This is a genomic window from Pseudomonas rustica (assembly GCF_018336155.1).
GTDB classification, from domain to species: Bacteria; Pseudomonadota; Gammaproteobacteria; order Pseudomonadales; family Pseudomonadaceae; genus Aquipseudomonas; species Aquipseudomonas rustica.
On sequence record NZ_JAGYHF010000007.1, the window covers coordinates 233,595 to 249,575 of the forward strand.

Annotated in this window: 13 protein-coding genes; 6 read left to right on the plus strand and 7 right to left on the minus strand. The window is 59.0% G+C overall.

Going from position 1 to position 15,981, the window contains the following annotated elements:
• Positions 1 to 40 precede the first annotated feature (40 nt).
• The gene (locus KFS80_RS15650; RefSeq protein ID WP_212545261.1) at positions 41 to 709 is read left to right on the plus strand and encodes a hypothetical protein; all 669 of its coding nucleotides are present in this window, start codon (positions 41 to 43) and stop codon (positions 707 to 709) included.
• A gap of 250 nt (positions 710 to 959) precedes the next feature.
• On the opposite strand, the gene emhR is transcribed toward KFS80_RS15650, so the two are convergent.
• Positions 960 to 1,592, minus strand: a complete 633-nt coding sequence (gene emhR / locus KFS80_RS15655; RefSeq protein WP_159815374.1) for an efflux system transcriptional repressor EmhR — start codon at positions 1,590 to 1,592, stop codon at positions 960 to 962.
• Between the two features lie 266 nt (positions 1,593 to 1,858).
• On the opposite strand from emhR, the gene KFS80_RS15660 reads away from it, so the two are divergent.
• The 5 genes from KFS80_RS15660 to KFS80_RS15680 all read left to right on the plus strand — a co-directional run bounded on the left by KFS80_RS15660 (position 1,859) and on the right by KFS80_RS15680 (position 10,390).
• Positions 1,859 to 3,016 (plus strand): efflux RND transporter periplasmic adaptor subunit, encoded by a 1,158-nt coding sequence (locus KFS80_RS15660; protein WP_053117889.1) that lies wholly within the window; start codon positions 1,859 to 1,861, stop codon positions 3,014 to 3,016.
• A gap of 3 nt (positions 3,017 to 3,019) precedes the next feature.
• The gene (emhB, locus tag KFS80_RS15665; protein ID WP_212545262.1) at positions 3,020 to 6,172 is read left to right on the plus strand and encodes an efflux RND transporter permease subunit; all 3,153 of its coding nucleotides are present in this window, start codon (positions 3,020 to 3,022) and stop codon (positions 6,170 to 6,172) included.
• Entirely contained in the window at positions 6,169 to 7,629 is a 1,461-nt protein-coding gene (gene emhC / locus KFS80_RS15670) for an efflux RND transporter outer membrane subunit EmhC (protein WP_053117884.1), read from the plus strand. Before emhB ends, emhC begins: the two co-directional genes overlap by 4 nt.
• Before the next feature lie 413 nt (positions 7,630 to 8,042).
• Positions 8,043 to 9,302 carry an OprD family porin gene (locus KFS80_RS15675; protein WP_212545263.1) on the plus strand — a complete coding sequence of 420 codons (1,260 nt, stop codon included), beginning with the start codon at positions 8,043 to 8,045 and terminating at the stop codon, positions 9,300 to 9,302.
• Between the two features lie 278 nt (positions 9,303 to 9,580).
• Positions 9,581 to 10,390 (plus strand): methyltransferase domain-containing protein, encoded by an 810-nt coding sequence (locus KFS80_RS15680; protein WP_212545264.1) that lies wholly within the window; start codon positions 9,581 to 9,583, stop codon positions 10,388 to 10,390.
• 108 nt (positions 10,391 to 10,498) lie between these two features.
• On the opposite strand, the gene pcaC is transcribed toward KFS80_RS15680, so the two are convergent.
• From pcaC to pcaH, 6 genes are all read right to left on the minus strand, one after another.
• On the minus strand, positions 10,499 to 10,891 hold the full coding sequence (gene pcaC / locus KFS80_RS15685; RefSeq protein ID WP_025110738.1) for a 4-carboxymuconolactone decarboxylase: 393 nt from the start codon (positions 10,889 to 10,891) through the stop codon (positions 10,499 to 10,501).
• Between the two features lie 13 nt (positions 10,892 to 10,904).
• Positions 10,905 to 11,693, minus strand: coding sequence for a 3-oxoadipate enol-lactonase (gene pcaD, locus KFS80_RS15690; RefSeq protein ID WP_212545265.1), 789 nt, complete (start codon positions 11,691 to 11,693; stop codon positions 10,905 to 10,907).
• A gap of 12 nt (positions 11,694 to 11,705) precedes the next feature.
• Positions 11,706 to 13,070: a 3-carboxy-cis,cis-muconate cycloisomerase gene (locus tag KFS80_RS15695; protein ID WP_212545266.1), complete on the minus strand. Its 1,365-nt coding sequence runs from the start codon at positions 13,068 to 13,070 to the stop codon at positions 11,706 to 11,708.
• A 45-nt stretch (positions 13,071 to 13,115) separates the two neighbouring features.
• Positions 13,116 to 14,411: an MFS family transporter gene (locus KFS80_RS15700; RefSeq protein WP_212545267.1), complete on the minus strand. Its 1,296-nt coding sequence runs from the start codon at positions 14,409 to 14,411 to the stop codon at positions 13,116 to 13,118.
• 263 nt (positions 14,412 to 14,674) lie between these two features.
• A complete protein-coding gene (pcaG, locus tag KFS80_RS15705) occupies positions 14,675 to 15,241 on the minus strand; it encodes a protocatechuate 3,4-dioxygenase subunit alpha (RefSeq protein WP_212545268.1) in 567 nt (188 codons plus the stop codon).
• 1 nt (position 15,242) lies between these two features.
• On the minus strand, positions 15,243 to 15,947 hold the full coding sequence (gene pcaH, locus KFS80_RS15710) for a protocatechuate 3,4-dioxygenase subunit beta (protein ID WP_053117867.1): 705 nt from the start codon (positions 15,945 to 15,947) through the stop codon (positions 15,243 to 15,245).
• Between the last annotated feature and the right edge of the window lie 34 nt (positions 15,948 to 15,981).

Below are 15,981 nucleotides of genomic sequence, written 5' to 3' on the forward strand. Positions count from 1 at the left end.
TTATTTTCATCAGCTCATTCAACTATTAGAGCACTACTTGATGACCGACAATCACGAAGAAACAATTACCGAAACCTCGACGTTCGTAAATAAAAATGCTTCTCCCGACCTTATTCAAAGTATTGGTGAGTTCTTTCTTTCCCTTCCAAACTTCTCATACGTTTCTGATGCTGCAAAAGACGTTTCAGGCATTATCCAGGAACATAACGAGATCTTTAAAAAATTTGAAGTTCTCACTCAACAGACGCAGCAACAGGAGGCTAAGGACTGGAAATCGATCAGCCGCATCAAGGACTACACAAGCATCATCGTGTATATCTACAATGGCAGCTATCGAACCTTTAATCTGGTTTCTGGTAGTTGGGATATCAGCCAGGAAACCATGGAAGACTGCAAAATCAAGCCATGGCAGTACACGTCTTTTATACTAAGCAGCGAGACACCTAAACGGGAGGGCGGAAAATCGGCGCGTTCCACCCAGGCGGAGCATACGTTTTGCTTTAAAAGCGAACATGAAAGCTTCGAGTTCTCGACACTGCTAAAACTAAAGCTTGAATATGACACCTTTGGCTTCAATCAGAAGACGGTGCCTTTTCGCAATCTGAACATCCGCCCCTCAGCCAATTCACATTTGAATTTCAATGCTCGCATCATTCACGAGCAAGCTGTCGCGCCTTACAGCTACAGTATCGCAATCAACATCAGTTAAACGATTACCTTAATGAGAGCTTGTCATCGAAAAAACATCGTAAGCGGCCGGAAAATTTGTTCGGTCTGACAACCGACGTTCCTTAGGGGTAACACCTGCGAAACAATTTCCCTACAAAATTCGTAACGGGCGACCTATCAACCCGCCGCTTGTGCGTATATAAAAGCAGGCTGTTTTTGAAGAGCTCGGGTGGAAATCAGCGTTTTCACCCGCGCCAATTGACATAAGCTGTACCAGTTGAGCATTTGTTTCATTTGCGCAGGCTGGGGCTCAGGCGCAGCATATCCAACCCTGTATCGACCCAACGCTCGGCCTCGGCATGCAGTTCAAAGCTGTCCGGTGCCAGAAGCCATCCGTACAGGAGGCCATCAATATAGGCATGAATGCTGATGGCCGCGCGGGCAGTGTCGAGATCTTCCGGCAACTGGCCGCGATTCACCGCATTACGCAGGGTCAGCCCGATGCGATCATTGCATTCGAGGCTGGCCGACCGGCGCTGCTGGCGCAAATCGCACATTTCATCGGTGAATTCGCACTTATGAAACAGAATTTCGTTAATACGCCGGGTTTTCGGGTCCAGTGCAATTTGATGAAACAAATGAATCAACAGCTTGCGCATGCAGCCCAGCGGATCGAGTTCGTCCTCGCTCTCGCTGGCCTTGGCCAGCTCATCCAGCGTTTCGTGCAGGGTGTCGAGCATGGCCTGAAGCAGGTCGGCTTTATTGCTGAAATGCCAATAAATAGCGCCACGCGTGACGCCGGCAAGGGTCGCGATGTCCGCCAGCGTCGTACGAGCGACGCCCCTTTCATAAAAGGCTTTCTCCGCCGCTTCCAGAATCTGGTTGCGGGTTTCCTGAGCTTCCTCTTTGGTACGACGGACCATGGCAGTAAAACCTCAAACAGGATGTTTCAGGGATGGCTGAATATCCGCTGAATAAAGAGGGGGTGATCTCTCGCGGATCGGCTCCCCGGCCTACAATTTCTTACCTTGCGACGACTTTTGTAACAGGGTGGGTACGACGCCAAGGTGTTTACAAACAACCATGAACGTAAGTATATTCCTTAGCAAGCTACTTATCCACCCGGTACCCTTTTTTTACCCTTCCACACTTCTTGTGCGCTTTTTGCGCGCCTGACCCGAGGATTTTCATGCAATTCAAGCCAGCTGTTACCGCTCTGGTCACTGCCGTCGCCCTGGCATCGCTGCTCAGCGGATGTAAAAAGGAAGAAGCGGCACCGGCCGCTCCGCCCCCTCAGGTCGGCGTCGTTACCCTGCAACCACAAGCCTTTACCCTCACTTCGGAACTGCCGGGCCGCACCAGCGCGTTCCGCGTTGCCGAAGTTCGACCACAGGTCAACGGCATCATTCTCAAGCGTCTGTTCAAGGAAGGTGGCGACGTCAAAGCCGGCCAGCAGCTGTATCAGATCGATCCAGCCGTGTACGAAGCGACCCTGAAAAGCGCCGAAGCCAACCTGCGTTCGACCAAGTCGATCTCTGATCGCTACAAGCAACTGGTCGATGAACAAGCCGTCAGCCGTCAGGAATACGACACCGCCGTGTCCAACCGCATGGAATCGGAAGCGTCGTTGCAGAGCGCGCAGATCAACGTGCGTTACACCAAGGTTTACGCGCCGATCTCCGGCCGTATCGGTCGCTCTTCGGTCACCGAAGGTGCGCTGGTCAACAATGGCCAGACCGATGCCATGGCAACGATCCAGCAGCTGGATCCGATTTACGTCGACGTGACCCAGTCTTCGGTTGAATTGCTGGAACTGCGCCGCGAGCTGGAAAGCGGTCGCCTGCAAAAATCCGGCGAGAACTCGGCAGCGGTCAAACTGACCCTGGAAGACGGCAGCCAGTACAAGCTCGACGGTAAGCTGGAATTCTCCGAAGTGTCGGTCGACCCGACTACCGGTTCCGTGACCCTGCGCGCCGTGTTCCCGAACCCGGATCACACCCTGCTGCCGGGCATGTTCGTCCGTGCTCAATTGCAGGCCGGTGTTAACGCTGCAGCGATTCTGGCACCGCAACAAGGCGTGACCCGCGACCTCAAAGGCACCCCGACCGCACTGGTCGTTGGCGCCGACAACAAGGTCGAGCTGCGTCAGCTCAAGGCCAGCCGCACCGTCGGCAGCCAGTGGCTGATCGAAGACGGCCTGAAAGCCGGCGATCGTCTGATCACCGAAGGCCTGCAATACGTTCGTCCGGGCGTGCAAGTGAACCCGACCGAAGCCACCAACGTAGCGAAAAAGAACCCGGCCCCCGCTCAGCCTGCTGACAAAGCCGCTGGCGGCAAAGGGGAGTAACTCATGTCAAAATTCTTCATCGACCGTCCGATTTTCGCCTGGGTAATTGCCCTGGTGATCATGCTGGTCGGGGCACTTTCGATCCTGAAATTGCCGATCAACCAGTACCCGAGCATTGCACCACCGGCCATTGCGATCTCCGTGACCTACCCGGGCGCTTCGGCGCAAACCGTGCAGGACACCGTGGTTCAGGTCATCGAGCAGCAGCTCAACGGTATCGACAACCTGCGTTATGTGTCGTCGGAAAGTAACTCCGACGGCAGCATGACCATCACCGCGACCTTCGAGCAAGGCACCAACTCCGACACCGCGCAGGTTCAGGTCCAGAACAAGCTGAACCTGGCCACCCCGCTGTTGCCGCAGGAAGTGCAGCAACAAGGTATCCGTGTGACCAAGGCAGTGAAAAACTTCCTCTTGGTGATCGGCGTGGTATCGCGTGACGGCAGCATGACCAAGGACGACTTGTCCAACTACATCGTGTCGAACATGCAGGATCCGATTTCGCGGACCGCCGGTGTGGGTGACTTCCAGGTCTTCGGTGCCCAGTACGCGATGCGCATCTGGCTCGACCCGGCCAAGTTGAACAAATTCAACCTGACCCCGGCCGACGTCAGCTCCGCGATCTCGGCGCAGAACGTCCAGGTCTCCTCCGGTCAGCTCGGCGGTTTGCCGGCGCTGCCTGGCCAGCAACTGAACGCCACGATCATCGGCAAGACCCGTCTGCAGACTGCCGAGCAGTTCAAGGCGATTCTGCTGAAGGTCAATCAGGACGGTTCGCAAGTTCGCATTGGTGACGTCGCCGATGTCGGTCTGGGTGGCGAAAACTCGACCATTTCGGCTCAGTTCAACGGCAAGCCGTCGTCCGGTCTGGCGGTGAAACTGGCCAACGGCGCCAACGCCCTCGACACCGCCAAAGCCCTGCGCAAGACGATTGACGAGCTCAAGCCATTCTTCCCGGAAGGCATGGAAGTGGTATTCCCGTACGACACCACTCCGGTGGTGACCGAATCGATCAAGGGTGTGGTTGAAACCCTGGTCGAAGCGATCGTGCTGGTGTTCCTGGTGATGTTCCTGTTCCTGCAAAACTTCCGCGCCACCGTCATCACCACGATGACCGTGCCGGTAGTATTGCTCGGTACTTTCGGCATCCTCGCGGCGTTCGGTTTCAGCATCAACACCCTGACCATGTTCGGTATGGTGTTGGCCATCGGCTTGCTGGTGGACGATGCCATCGTTGTGGTGGAAAACGTCGAGCGGGTGATGAGCGAAGAAGGCTTGTCACCGAAGGAAGCGACCAAAAAGTCCATGGGCCAGATCCAGGGCGCACTGGTCGGTATTGCGCTGGTGCTGTCGGCGGTACTGCTGCCGATGGCGTTCTTCAGCGGCTCCACCGGTGTGATCTACAAGCAGTTCTCGATCACCATCGTCTCGGCCATGGCCCTGTCGGTATTGGTTGCGCTGATCTTCACCCCGGCGCTCTGCGCCACCATGCTCAAGGCGATTCCGAAAGGCGAGCACGGCACACCGAAAAAAGGCTTCTTCGGCTGGTTCAACCGTAACTTCGACCGTGGCGTTCGCAGCTACGAGCGCGGCGTTGGCAACATGCTGTCGCGCAAAGCCCCGTATCTGCTGGCGTATCTGCTGATCGTGGTTGGCATGATCTGGCTGTTCACGCGCATTCCGACCGCGTTCCTGCCGGAAGAAGACCAAGGCGTACTGTTCGCTCAGGTGCAAACCCCGGCCGGTTCCAGTGCTGAACGTACCCAAGTCGTCATCGACGAAATGCGTTCCTACCTGCTGGAGAAAGAGTCCGGTGCGGTGGCCTCGGTGTTCACCGTGAACGGCTTCAACTTCGCCGGTCGTGGGCAGAGCTCGGGTCTGGCGTTCATCATGCTTAAACCGTGGGACGAGCGTGACGCCAGCAACAGCGTGTTTGCCCTCGCCCAGCGTGCGCAGCAGCACTTCTTCACCTTCCGCGACGCGATGGTGTTTGCTTTCGCCCCGCCAGCGGTACTGGAGTTGGGTAACGCCACCGGTTTCGACGTGTTCCTGCAAGACCGTGCCGGTATCGGTCACGACAAGTTGATGGAAGCGCGTAACCAGTTCCTCGGTCTGGCCGCGCAGAGCAAGGTGCTCTACCAGGTACGTCCGAACGGCCTGAACGACGAGCCGCAATACCACCTGGAAATTGATGACGAGAAAGCCCGCGCCTTGGGTGTGAGCATTTCCGACATCAACAGCACCCTGTCGATTTCCTTCGGTAGTAGCTACGTCAACGACTTCATCGACCGTGGTCGGGTGAAGAAGGTGTACGTGCAAGGTCAGGCCGGTGCTCGCATGAGCCCCGAAGACATGAAGAAATGGTACGTGCGCAACAGCGCCGGGACCATGGTGCCGTTCTCCGCATTCGCCAAGGGCGAGTGGATCTATGGTTCGCCGAAACTGGCGCGTTACAACGGTGTAGAAGCGATGGAGATCCTCGGTTCTCCGGCGCCGGGTTACTCCACCGGTGATGCGATGGCCGAAGTCGAAGCGATTGCCAAGAAGCTGCCGGCGGGTGTCGGTATCTCCTGGACCGGTCTGTCATATGAAGAACGTCTGTCGGGTTCGCAAGCGCCGGCGCTGTACGCCCTGTCGCTGCTGATGGTGTTCCTGTGTCTGGCGGCGCTGTACGAGAGCTGGTCGATTCCGATCGCCGTTATGCTCGTGGTGCCGCTGGGGATCATCGGCGCGCTGCTGGCCACCAGCCTGCGCGGTCTGTCCAACGACGTGTACTTCCAGGTGGGTCTGTTGACGACCATTGGTCTGGCGGCTAAAAACGCCATTCTGATCGTCGAGTTCGCCAAGGAACTGCATGAACAAGGGCGTAGCCTGCGTGATGCGGCGATCGAAGCCTGCCGCATGCGTCTGCGACCGATCATCATGACGTCGCTGGCCTTCGTCCTCGGTGTTGTACCGTTGGCGATCTCCACCGGTGCCGGTTCGGGCAGCCAACACGCGATCGGTACCGGCGTAATTGGCGGTATGCTCACAGCCACGATCCTGGCGGTCTTCTGGGTTCCACTGTTCTTCGTTACGGTTTCGTCCATCGGCCAGCGTAAAATCGCCGATCCAGATGACGAAGCTAAAGAAACTCCTAAAGAGGCTGGCCAATGAGCAAGTCGCTACTCTCCATCGCAGTCGCCGCCTTCGTACTGAGCGGTTGCTCGCTGATACCTGATTATCAGCAGCCTGAGGCTCCGGTCGCAGGCCAGTACCCGCAAGGGCCGGCGTACTCGCCGGCCCAGGCACCGGCGCAAGCCGCTGCCGAGCAGGGCTGGAAGCAGTTTTTCCACGACCCTGCCCTGCAACAGCTGATCCAGGTGTCGCTGGAAAACAACCGTGACCTGCGTGTCGCGGCACTGAACATCGACGCTTACGCGGCTCAATACCGCATTCAGCGTGCTGACTTGTACCCGGCGATTTCGGCCAATGGTTCCGGCAGCCGTCAACGTCTTCCGGAACGCGCTTCGCAGACCGGCGAGTCGATGATCAGCAGCTCGTACTCGGCCACTGTCGGCATCAGCGCCTACGAACTCGACCTGTTCGGTCGCGTTCGCAGCCTGAGCGAACAAGCGCTGCAACAATACTTCGCCACGGAAGAAGCGCGCCGCAGCACCCAGATCAGTCTGGTCGCCAGCGTCGCCAATGCTTACCTGACCTGGCAAGCGGACAAGGAACTGCTCAAGCTGACCCAGGACACCCTCGGTGCCTTTGAAGAAAGCTACAAGCTGACCAGCCGCAGCAACGAAGTCGGTGTCGCTTCGGCACTGGATCTGGCGCAGTCGCGTACCTCGGTGGAAAACGCCCGTGCACAACTGGCGCGCTACACCCGCCAGGTCGCTCAGGACGAAAACAGCCTGACCCTGCTGCTCGGCACCGGTATCCCGGCCAACCTGCAAGCGGCCAAACCGCTGTCGGATGATCTGCTCAGCGACGTACCGCCGGGTCTGCCATCGGATCTGCTGCAACGTCGTCCGGACATTCTGCAAGCCGAGCACAACCTGAAAGCGGCCAACGCCAACATCGGCGCGGCCCGTGCAGCGTTCTTCCCGAGCATCAGCCTGACCGCCAACGCGGGCACCCTGAGCCCGGATCTGTCCGGTCTGTTCAAGGGTGGTTCGGGGACGTGGCTGTTCTCGCCGCAGATCAACCTGCCGATCTTCAACGCCGGCAGCCTGCGCGCCAGCCTCGACTACGCCAAGATCCAGAAAGACATTGGCGTGGCGAATTATGAGAAGTCGATTCAAACCGCCTTCCAGGAAGTCGCCGACGGCCTGGCCGCCCGCCAGACCTACACCGAACAGCTGCAAGCGCAGCGTGACTTCGTTCAGGCCAACCAGGATTACTACCGCCTGGCCGAGCGTCGTTACCGCATCGGTGTCGACAGCAACCTGACCTTCCTCGATGCCCAGCGTCAGCTGTTCAGCGCGCAACAAGCGCTGATCACCGACCGCCTCGCGCAGCTGACCAGTGCGGTCAACCTGTACAAGGCTTTGGGTGGCGGCTGGAACTCGCAAACCGCGAAGAACGAGCCGGTGAAAGAAGAAGCGCCGAAGATGAGATTGTTCTGATCATCTGCTGAACACAAGAAGCCCACCGATTGGTGGGCTTTTTGTTGCCTGCCATAAAGTTGTATTGCCTGAACTGGCCCCTTCGCGAGCAAGCCCGCTCCCACAGGGGAACGCATTCCAAATGTGGGAGCGGGCTTGCTCGCGAAGAGGCCCTCACATTCACCCAAAAAAACCGGCCCAATCTTGCGTTCGATAATCGCCCAAAACCCGCTTCTCCCGATTGAATCCCCACCACCGCCCCCCGCACCATTCGAGCCACAAAACCAATAACAACAGGTTCGCCACATGCTCCCACGCTCTGCTCCGTCCGGCTGATCGCCGCCGCCTCACCCCCTGAATCCATCGCATTTCTGCGCCATCAAAACGGCCGCAGCGCATTCCGTTTGCCTCAAAAAAACAAGAGAGACCCAGCTATGACTACCTCCCCTGCGCCCTACGCATTTCCCGGCCTGATCGCCCTGGCCCTGGCGGGTGCCGCCCTCCCCGTCGCGGCTGAAGAAGCGGGGTTTATTGAAGGGGCCAAGGTCAACCTCAACCTGCGCAACTTCTACATCAACCGCAACTTCACCAACCCGACCAAGGCGCAGGGCAAGGCTGAAGAGTGGACGCAGAACTTCATCCTCGACGCCAAATCCGGCTTCACCCAAGGCACCGTCGGCTTCGGCATGGACGTGCTGGGTTTGTATTCGTTGAAACTCGATGGCGGCAAAGGCACGGGCGGAACGCAGTTGTTGCCGCTGGATCACGACGGGCGCCCGGCGGATAGCTTCGGGCGCACCAACGTCGCGTTCAAGGCGAAATTTTCCCAGACCGAAGTGAAGGTCGGCGAATGGATGCCACTGCTGCCGATCCTGCGTTCGGACGACGGTCGCTCGCTGCCGCAAACTTTTCGTGGCGGCCAGATCACCTCGAAAGAAATCGACGGCCTGACCCTCTACGGCGGCCAGTTCCGCGCCAACAGCCCGCGCGACGACAGCAGCATGAGCGACATGTCGATGACCGGCAAAGCGGCGTTCACCTCGGATCGATTCAACTTTCAGGGCGGCGAATATGTGTTCAACGAAAAACGCACACAGATCGGCTTGTGGAACGCTGAACTCAAGGACATCTACAGCCAGCAATACGTCAACCTGACCCACAGCCAACCGCTGGGCGACTGGACGCTGGGCGCCAACCTCGGTTTCTTCTACGGCAAGGACGACGGCAGCGCGCGCGCCGGCGATCTCGACAACAAGACCTGGTCGGGGATGTTCTCGGCCCGATACGGCGGCAACACTTTCTACGTCGGCCTGCAAAAACTCACCGGCGACAGCGCATGGATGCGCGTCAACGGCACCAGCGGCGGCACGCTGGCCAACGACAGTTACAACGCCAGTTATGACAACGCGCAGGAACGCTCGTGGCAGCTGCGCCACGACTACAACTTCGCCGCGTTGGGCGTGCCCGGCCTGACCCTGATGAACCGTTACATCAGCGGCGACAACGTACACACCGGCACCATCACTGACGGCAAGGAATGGGGCCGCGAATCGGAACTGGGCTACACCGTGCAGAGCGGCACGCTCAAGGATCTCAACGTCAGATGGCGCAACTCGACCATGCGCCGGGATTTCAGCAATAACGAATTCGACGAGAATCGTTTGATTGTCAGTTACCCGATCAGCCTCCTCTAAACACAAATCCACCCTGTAGGAGCTGCCGCAGGCTGCGATCTTTTGACTTTGATCTTAAAAAACAAAATCAAAAGATCGCAGCCTTCGGCAGCTCCTACAGGGATTTGTGCCATTGGTCTGGATGAGTGGTGATTTGCCGGCCGGCAGGTAAAGTTAAAAAACCTGAAGGACTCAGGTGTACGCCCCTTCCCACTTCCGTTATCTGTTGATGTTGGTCCCCTAAAGACTTGAGCCAGGCTGTCATCGGAAGACACTGTTGATCACCAGAGGACGACCTCATGATCACCCGACTCAAAGAAGCAGCACCTGACTGGAACGCCAAGGCGTACCAGCAGTTTTCCCGCCTCAGGCAACGCCCGGTCAATGAATTGCTCGACCGTGTCGACCAACACAACCCCAAACACATTGTTGACCTCGGTTGCGGCACCGGCATCGCCACGCGGTTGTTGGCCGAGCGCTGGCCGCAGGCGCATTTGCTGGGCATCGACAGTTCAGCGCAAATGCTCGACGAGGCACGCGCCCTGCCGATCAACGCCTCATGGCAACAATGCGACTTGCTTGACTGGCAGCCTGAACAACCGGCGGATCTGCTGTTTGCCGCTGCCGTGCTGCACTTTATTAATGGTCATGAAACGCTGCTGCCGCGCCTGCTCGGCCAGCTCAACGCCGGCGGCTGCCTGGCCGCGCATATGCCGGACTGGCGCGATGCGTTGTGGTATCGGCTGATGCTGGAAACCCTCGATGACGGCGGTATCGGCGGCACGCCATTGGGCACGCCGGAACTGCGCCAGCGTATGGCGGCGCGGCCGTTGTTGGCGCTGGAGGATTACTACCGTTTGCTGGCGCCGCTGACCACGTCGCTGGATATCTGGGAGACCGAGCAGTTGCAGGTGGTCGACGGCAAATCGCCGGTGTATGACTGGGTGAAAGTGTCGGCGCTGCGGCCGGTGATGCAGGCGCTGGATTCAGCGGAGCAGGCGCGGTTTATTTATCACTATCTGATGCGGGTGCACGCGCAGTATCCGCAGGAGGCGGACGGGCATACGTTGTTTGCGTTCAAGCGGATATTTATTGTTGCCAGGGTTTGACTTCATTCGGGCGACTATCGCCTTCGCGAGCAAGCCCGCTCCCACAGTTGAAATGCATTCCAAATGTGGGAGCGGGCTTGCTCGCGAAGGCGTCAGCCCGGTCAACGACTATTCCCGGGATTCAACCCCTAGCTCATCCCACACCGATTCCGCCAAATGAAACGTCGCATTCGCCGCCGGAATCCCGCAGTAAATCGCGCTCTGCATGATCACTTCCTTGATCTCGCCGCGGCTCACGCCATTATTCGCCGCCGCGCGCAAATGCAGTTTCAGCTCGCCTTCGCGGTTCATGCCGATCAGCATGGCGATGGTAATCAAACTGCGCGTGTGCCGAGGCAAGCCCGGACGCGTCCAGATATCGCCCCAGGCATGCCGGGTGATCATCTCCTGAAATTCCGAGTTGAACTCGGTCAGCGTGGTCAGGCTGCGATCGACGTGCGCATCGCCCAACACCGCGCGGCGCACTTGCATGCCGTCGTCGTAACGTTGTTTCTCGTCCACGAAAATCCCCTTGTCAGGCGTTTAGAAACGCCAATACGCGATCACTGAAATCAGCACCGGCCTGCACGTTCGACAGGTGCGCCGCATAGAACTCGGCGTACTCGGCACCGCGTACATGCTCCTGAATGAAATGCCCACCGGCCGGCGGCGTCACCGCATCTTCGGTGCCGGCAATCACCAGCAACGGCACGTTGATCGAAGCCAGTTGCTCGCGGAAATCGGCATCACGCACCGCCGCGCAATTGGCCGCATACCCTTCAGGCGAAGTCGCCGCGAGCATGTCGGTAATCTGCTTGGCTGCGGCCGGATGTGCAGCGGAAAAATCCGGGGTAAACCAGCGAGCAATCGATGCATCGCGCAGAGCAACCATCGCCGCCGCGCCGTCACGCAGCACGGTTTCGATACGCGGATTCCACACCGATGGATCACCGATTTTGGCTGCCGTGTTGCAGACGATCAGTTTGTGCAGACGATGCCCGGCATTGATCCCCAGCCACTGGCCGATCAGGCCGCCCATCGACAGTCCGCAGAAATGCGCGCGATCAATGTGCAACGCATCCAGCAAACCGAGTACGTCGTGACCGAGTTGCTCGATGCTGTACGGCCCCGGCGTAACCAGTGATTTGCCGTGACCACGGGTGTCGAAACGCAGCACGCGGAAATGCTCGGTGAACGCCGGCATCTGCGCGTCCCACATGTGCAGATCAGTGCCCAACGAGTTGGACAGCACCAGCACCGGCGCATCGACCGGGCCTTCTATTTGATAGTGCAGTTCGCCATCGGCGAGTTGAACGAAAGCCACAGCCCTCTCCTTTCAGACAGACAATGCGTTGTGTTCGGCCACCGCACGCTCGACCCAGGTTTTCGCCTGACCGAGGTAATGGGCGGGGTTCAAAAGATGATCGAGTTCAGCACTGCTCAATTCGGCGGTGACTTGCGGTTCGTCACCGAGTACGGCGCGCAAATGACGCTGCTCGGCCACCGCGCGCTTGCAGCATTGTTCGAGCAGATGATGCGCGGTGTCGCGGCCGACCCGTTGCGCGAGGACGATGCTCACCGCTTCGGCCAGCACCAGCCCTTGGGTCAGTTCGAGATTGCGCGCCATGCGCTCAGCGTCGACTTCCAGACCCTCAGCGAGCAATTTCGCCTGTTGCAGCGAACCGGAAACCAGGCAGCAGATTTCCGGCAAGGTTTCCCACTCGGCATGCCACAAACCGAGGCTGCGTTCGTGCTCCTGCGGCATTGCGCTGAACAGCGTCGAGACCAGACCCGGCACACGCGTCGCCGCACCGATCAACACCGCTGCGCCAACCGGATTGCGTTTGTGCGGCATGGTCGACGAACCGCCCTTGCCCGGCGCTGAAGGCTCGAAAACCTCAGCGGCTTCGGTCTGCATCAACAGGCTGATGTCGCGGCCGAATTTGCCGAGGCTGCCGGCGATCAAACCGAGCACCGCACCGAACTCCACCACGCGATCGCGCTGGGTATGCCACGGTTGTTCCGGCAAGGTCAGTTGCAGTTCTCCGGCCAGCGCTTCGGCAATCGGCATCGCCTGCTCACCCAACGCCGCGAGCGTCCCCGAGGCGCCGCCAAATTGCAGCACCAGCAGACGCGGTTTGAGTTCGCGCAGACGCTGACGGCTGCGAGTCACGGCCCCCAGCCATCCGGCGATTTTCATGCCGAGGGTAACCGGCGTCGCATGTTGCAGCCAGGTACGTCCGGCCAGCGGCGTCGCTGCATGACGTTGCGCTTGAGTGGCGAGGGAATCGGCCAATTGCGCCAGATCACTTTCAATCAATTCCAGCGCCTGACGCAATTGCAGTACCAGCCCGGAATCCATCACGTCCTGACTGGTCGCGCCCAAATGCACATAACGCTCGGCTTCTGCATCGGTCGCGGCAATCTGTTTGCCCAACGCTTTGACCAGCGGAATCGCCGAATTGCCGGCCGTGGCAATCGCCTCGCCCAGTGCTGCGAAGTCATACAGACCGGCGCTGCACGCCGCCGCAATCGGCGCCACCGCAGTGGACGGAATCAAGCCGACCCGCGCCTCGGCCCGGGCCAGCGCCGCTTCGAAGTCGAGCATCGCCTGCACGCGGCCCTGATCGCAGAACACCTCACGCATATCGCGGGCAGTGAAGTAGGCATCGAACAATTGATTGCCCGGTCGCTGAGTCATAAAAATCCTTGCCGGCGCGGGCCATCACGGCCCGCGCGCATCGGGTTAGAGATCGTGGTGCAAATACGCCGCTTGTTTCGGCAAGCGCAGACTGAACAGGAACGCGATCGCCATCATCGCCGTCACGTACCAGTAGAAGGAGTTTTCCATGCCGATGTTCTTCAGGCTCAGCGCGACGAATTCCGCCGAACCGCCGAAGATCGCATTCGCCACCGCGTACGCCAGACCAACGCCGAGGGCGCGGACTTCCGGCGGGAACATTTCGGCTTTCACCAGACCGCTGATCGAGGTGTAGAAACTGACGATCGCCAGCGCAACGGTGATCAACACAAACGCCAGAAACGGACTGCTGACGCTCTTCAGGCTCAACAGAATCGGCACGGTGAACAGCGTACCGAGCGCGCCGAACCAGAGCATCGAATTACGTCGGCCGATCTTGTCGGCGAGCATGCCGAACAGCGGCTGCATGCACATATACAGGAACAGCGCGCCGGTCATGATGTAGCTGGCGGTCTTGGCGTGCATGCCGGCGGTGTTCACCAGATATTTCTGCATGTACGTGGTGAAGGTGTAGAAAATCAGCGAGCCACCGGCGGTGTAACCGAGCACGGTGATGAACGCGGCTTTGTGATCGCGGAACAGCGCGCGGATGCTGCCGGCGTCTTTGTGTTCGCGGGTTTCCTTGTTGGTGGTTTCTTTCAGCGAGCGACGCAGGAACAGCGAAATCACCGCCGCAACTGCACCCACAACAAACGGAATCCGCCAGCCGTAAGCACGCAGGTCTTCTTCGGTGAGGAACTGTTGCAGGATCACCACCAGCGACACCGCCAGCAGTTGCCCGCCGATCAAGGTCACGTACTGGAACGAGGCGAAAAATCCGCGCTGGCCCTTGAGCGCGACTTCGCTCATGTAGGTCGCGGTGGCGCCGTATTCACCGCCGACCGACAGGCCTTGCAGCAAACGCGCGAACAGCAACAGGATCGGCGCCCAGACGCCAATGCTGTTGTAGGTCGGCAGGCAAGCGATCAGCAACGAGCCGAAGCACATCATCAGAATCGAGATGAGCATGGATTTCTTGCGCCCATGCTTGTAAGCGATCCGGCCGAAAATCCAGCCACCGATCGGACGCATCAGGAAGCCGGCAGCGAACACGCCAGCCGTGTTGACCAGTTGCACCGTCGGGTTATCGGAGGGGAAAAACGCCGGGGCGAAATAGATCGCGCAAAAGGCGTAAACGTAGAAGTCGAACCATTCGACAAGGTTGCCGGACGAGGCGCCGACAATGGCAAAGATGCGCTTGCTGCGCTCTTCGCCGGTGTAATGGGAGGTGGTCGTTGTCATTGTTTTTCACTCGATAGGGACAGTGAGAGTCTAGACATACTTTGCAACAGTCCCGTTCCACAAGGCGAAACATCAAAAGATCGCAGCCTTCGGCAGCTCCTACATGGGTCTGCATTCCCCTGTTGATCGTTCCCACGCTCTGCGTGGTAACGCATCCGGTGACGCTCCGCGTCACGGTGGACGCGGAGCGTCCATGGCGGCATTCCCACGCAGAGCGTGGGAACGATCATGTAGGAGCTGCCGCAGGCTGCGATCTTTTGATCTTAATAATCGAAGAACACCGTCTCGGCATCAGTGCCCTGCAAAATCACATTCCACTGGTAAACACCCGATTCATCCTTCTTCGCCAGCAAGGTCGCGCGGCGTTCAGCCGGCACACATTCGAGCAACGGATCATCAACGTTGGCCGGCTCGCCTTCAAAGTAGATCCGCGTCAGCAAATGCTTCACCAAGCCACGGGCAAACACCAGCACCACCAAATGCGGCGCCTGTGTCGAGCCCTTCAGCCCTTCAACCGTGCCCGGTTTGATCGTGGTAAAGCGAAACCGCCCTTCAGCATCCACCGGCACGCGGCCAAAGCCTTCGAAGTTCGGGTCGAGCGCTTTGTCCTGCTCGTCTTCCGGGTGGTCGTACTTGCCGGCAGCGTTCGCCTGCCAGACTTCAAGCATGGCGTCGTTGACGACATCGCCTTTGCCATCCACCACTTGCCCGGTGATCGCCACGCGCTCGCCGAGGGTTTGTTCGACGGTGAGGTCTTCGCGGTTCAGCCAGGTCAGGCCGATGTGGTAATACGGCCCGACGGTGTGGGACGTGGTCGCAGTCAGCGTCATCTTATTTCTCCATCGGCGTGGCTTCACGCCCGCGCAGCACGATGTCCCAGCGATAACCGAGGGCGTAGGACGGAATGGTTTTTTCCAGATCGAAACTGGCGATCAGGCGTTCCTTGGCCGAAGTGTCCGGCACGCAGTTGTAGATCGGGTCGTAGGCCAGCAGCGGGTCACCCGGGAAATACATTTGCGTAACCAGGCGCGTAAGAATGCTCGGCCCGAACAGCGAAAAGTGAATGTGCGCCGGACGCCAGGCGTTGTGGTGGTTACCCCACGGATAGGCGCCAGGCTTGATGGTCTGGAACTGATACCAGCCGTCGGCGTCGGTCACGGTGCGGCCGGTGCCGGTGAAGTTCGGGTCGAGCGGCGCATCATGCACGTCGCGCTTGTGGTTATAGCGGCCAGCGGCGTTGGCCTGCCAGATTTCCACCAGAATCCCCGGCACCGGCAGACCGTTTTCGTCGAGCACGCGGCCGTGAATGATGATGCGCTCGCCCTGTGGCTCGCCTGCATGCTGGGCGGTCAGGTCGTTATCGGTGTCGCCCACGCGCTCGGCGCCGATGGTCGGCCCGGTGATTTCCGACAGCGAATGCGGCAGAAACACCAACGGCTTCGACGGCGAGCGCAGGTTGGTGGATTGATAGGTCGGGTGCAGGTACTCAGGCTGAGTGCCTTCCTGCGGACGACGGTAACCAGGCTTGTCAGACATGTCGCTTTCCTCTGTTCTTTTTCGTCACGGCTTG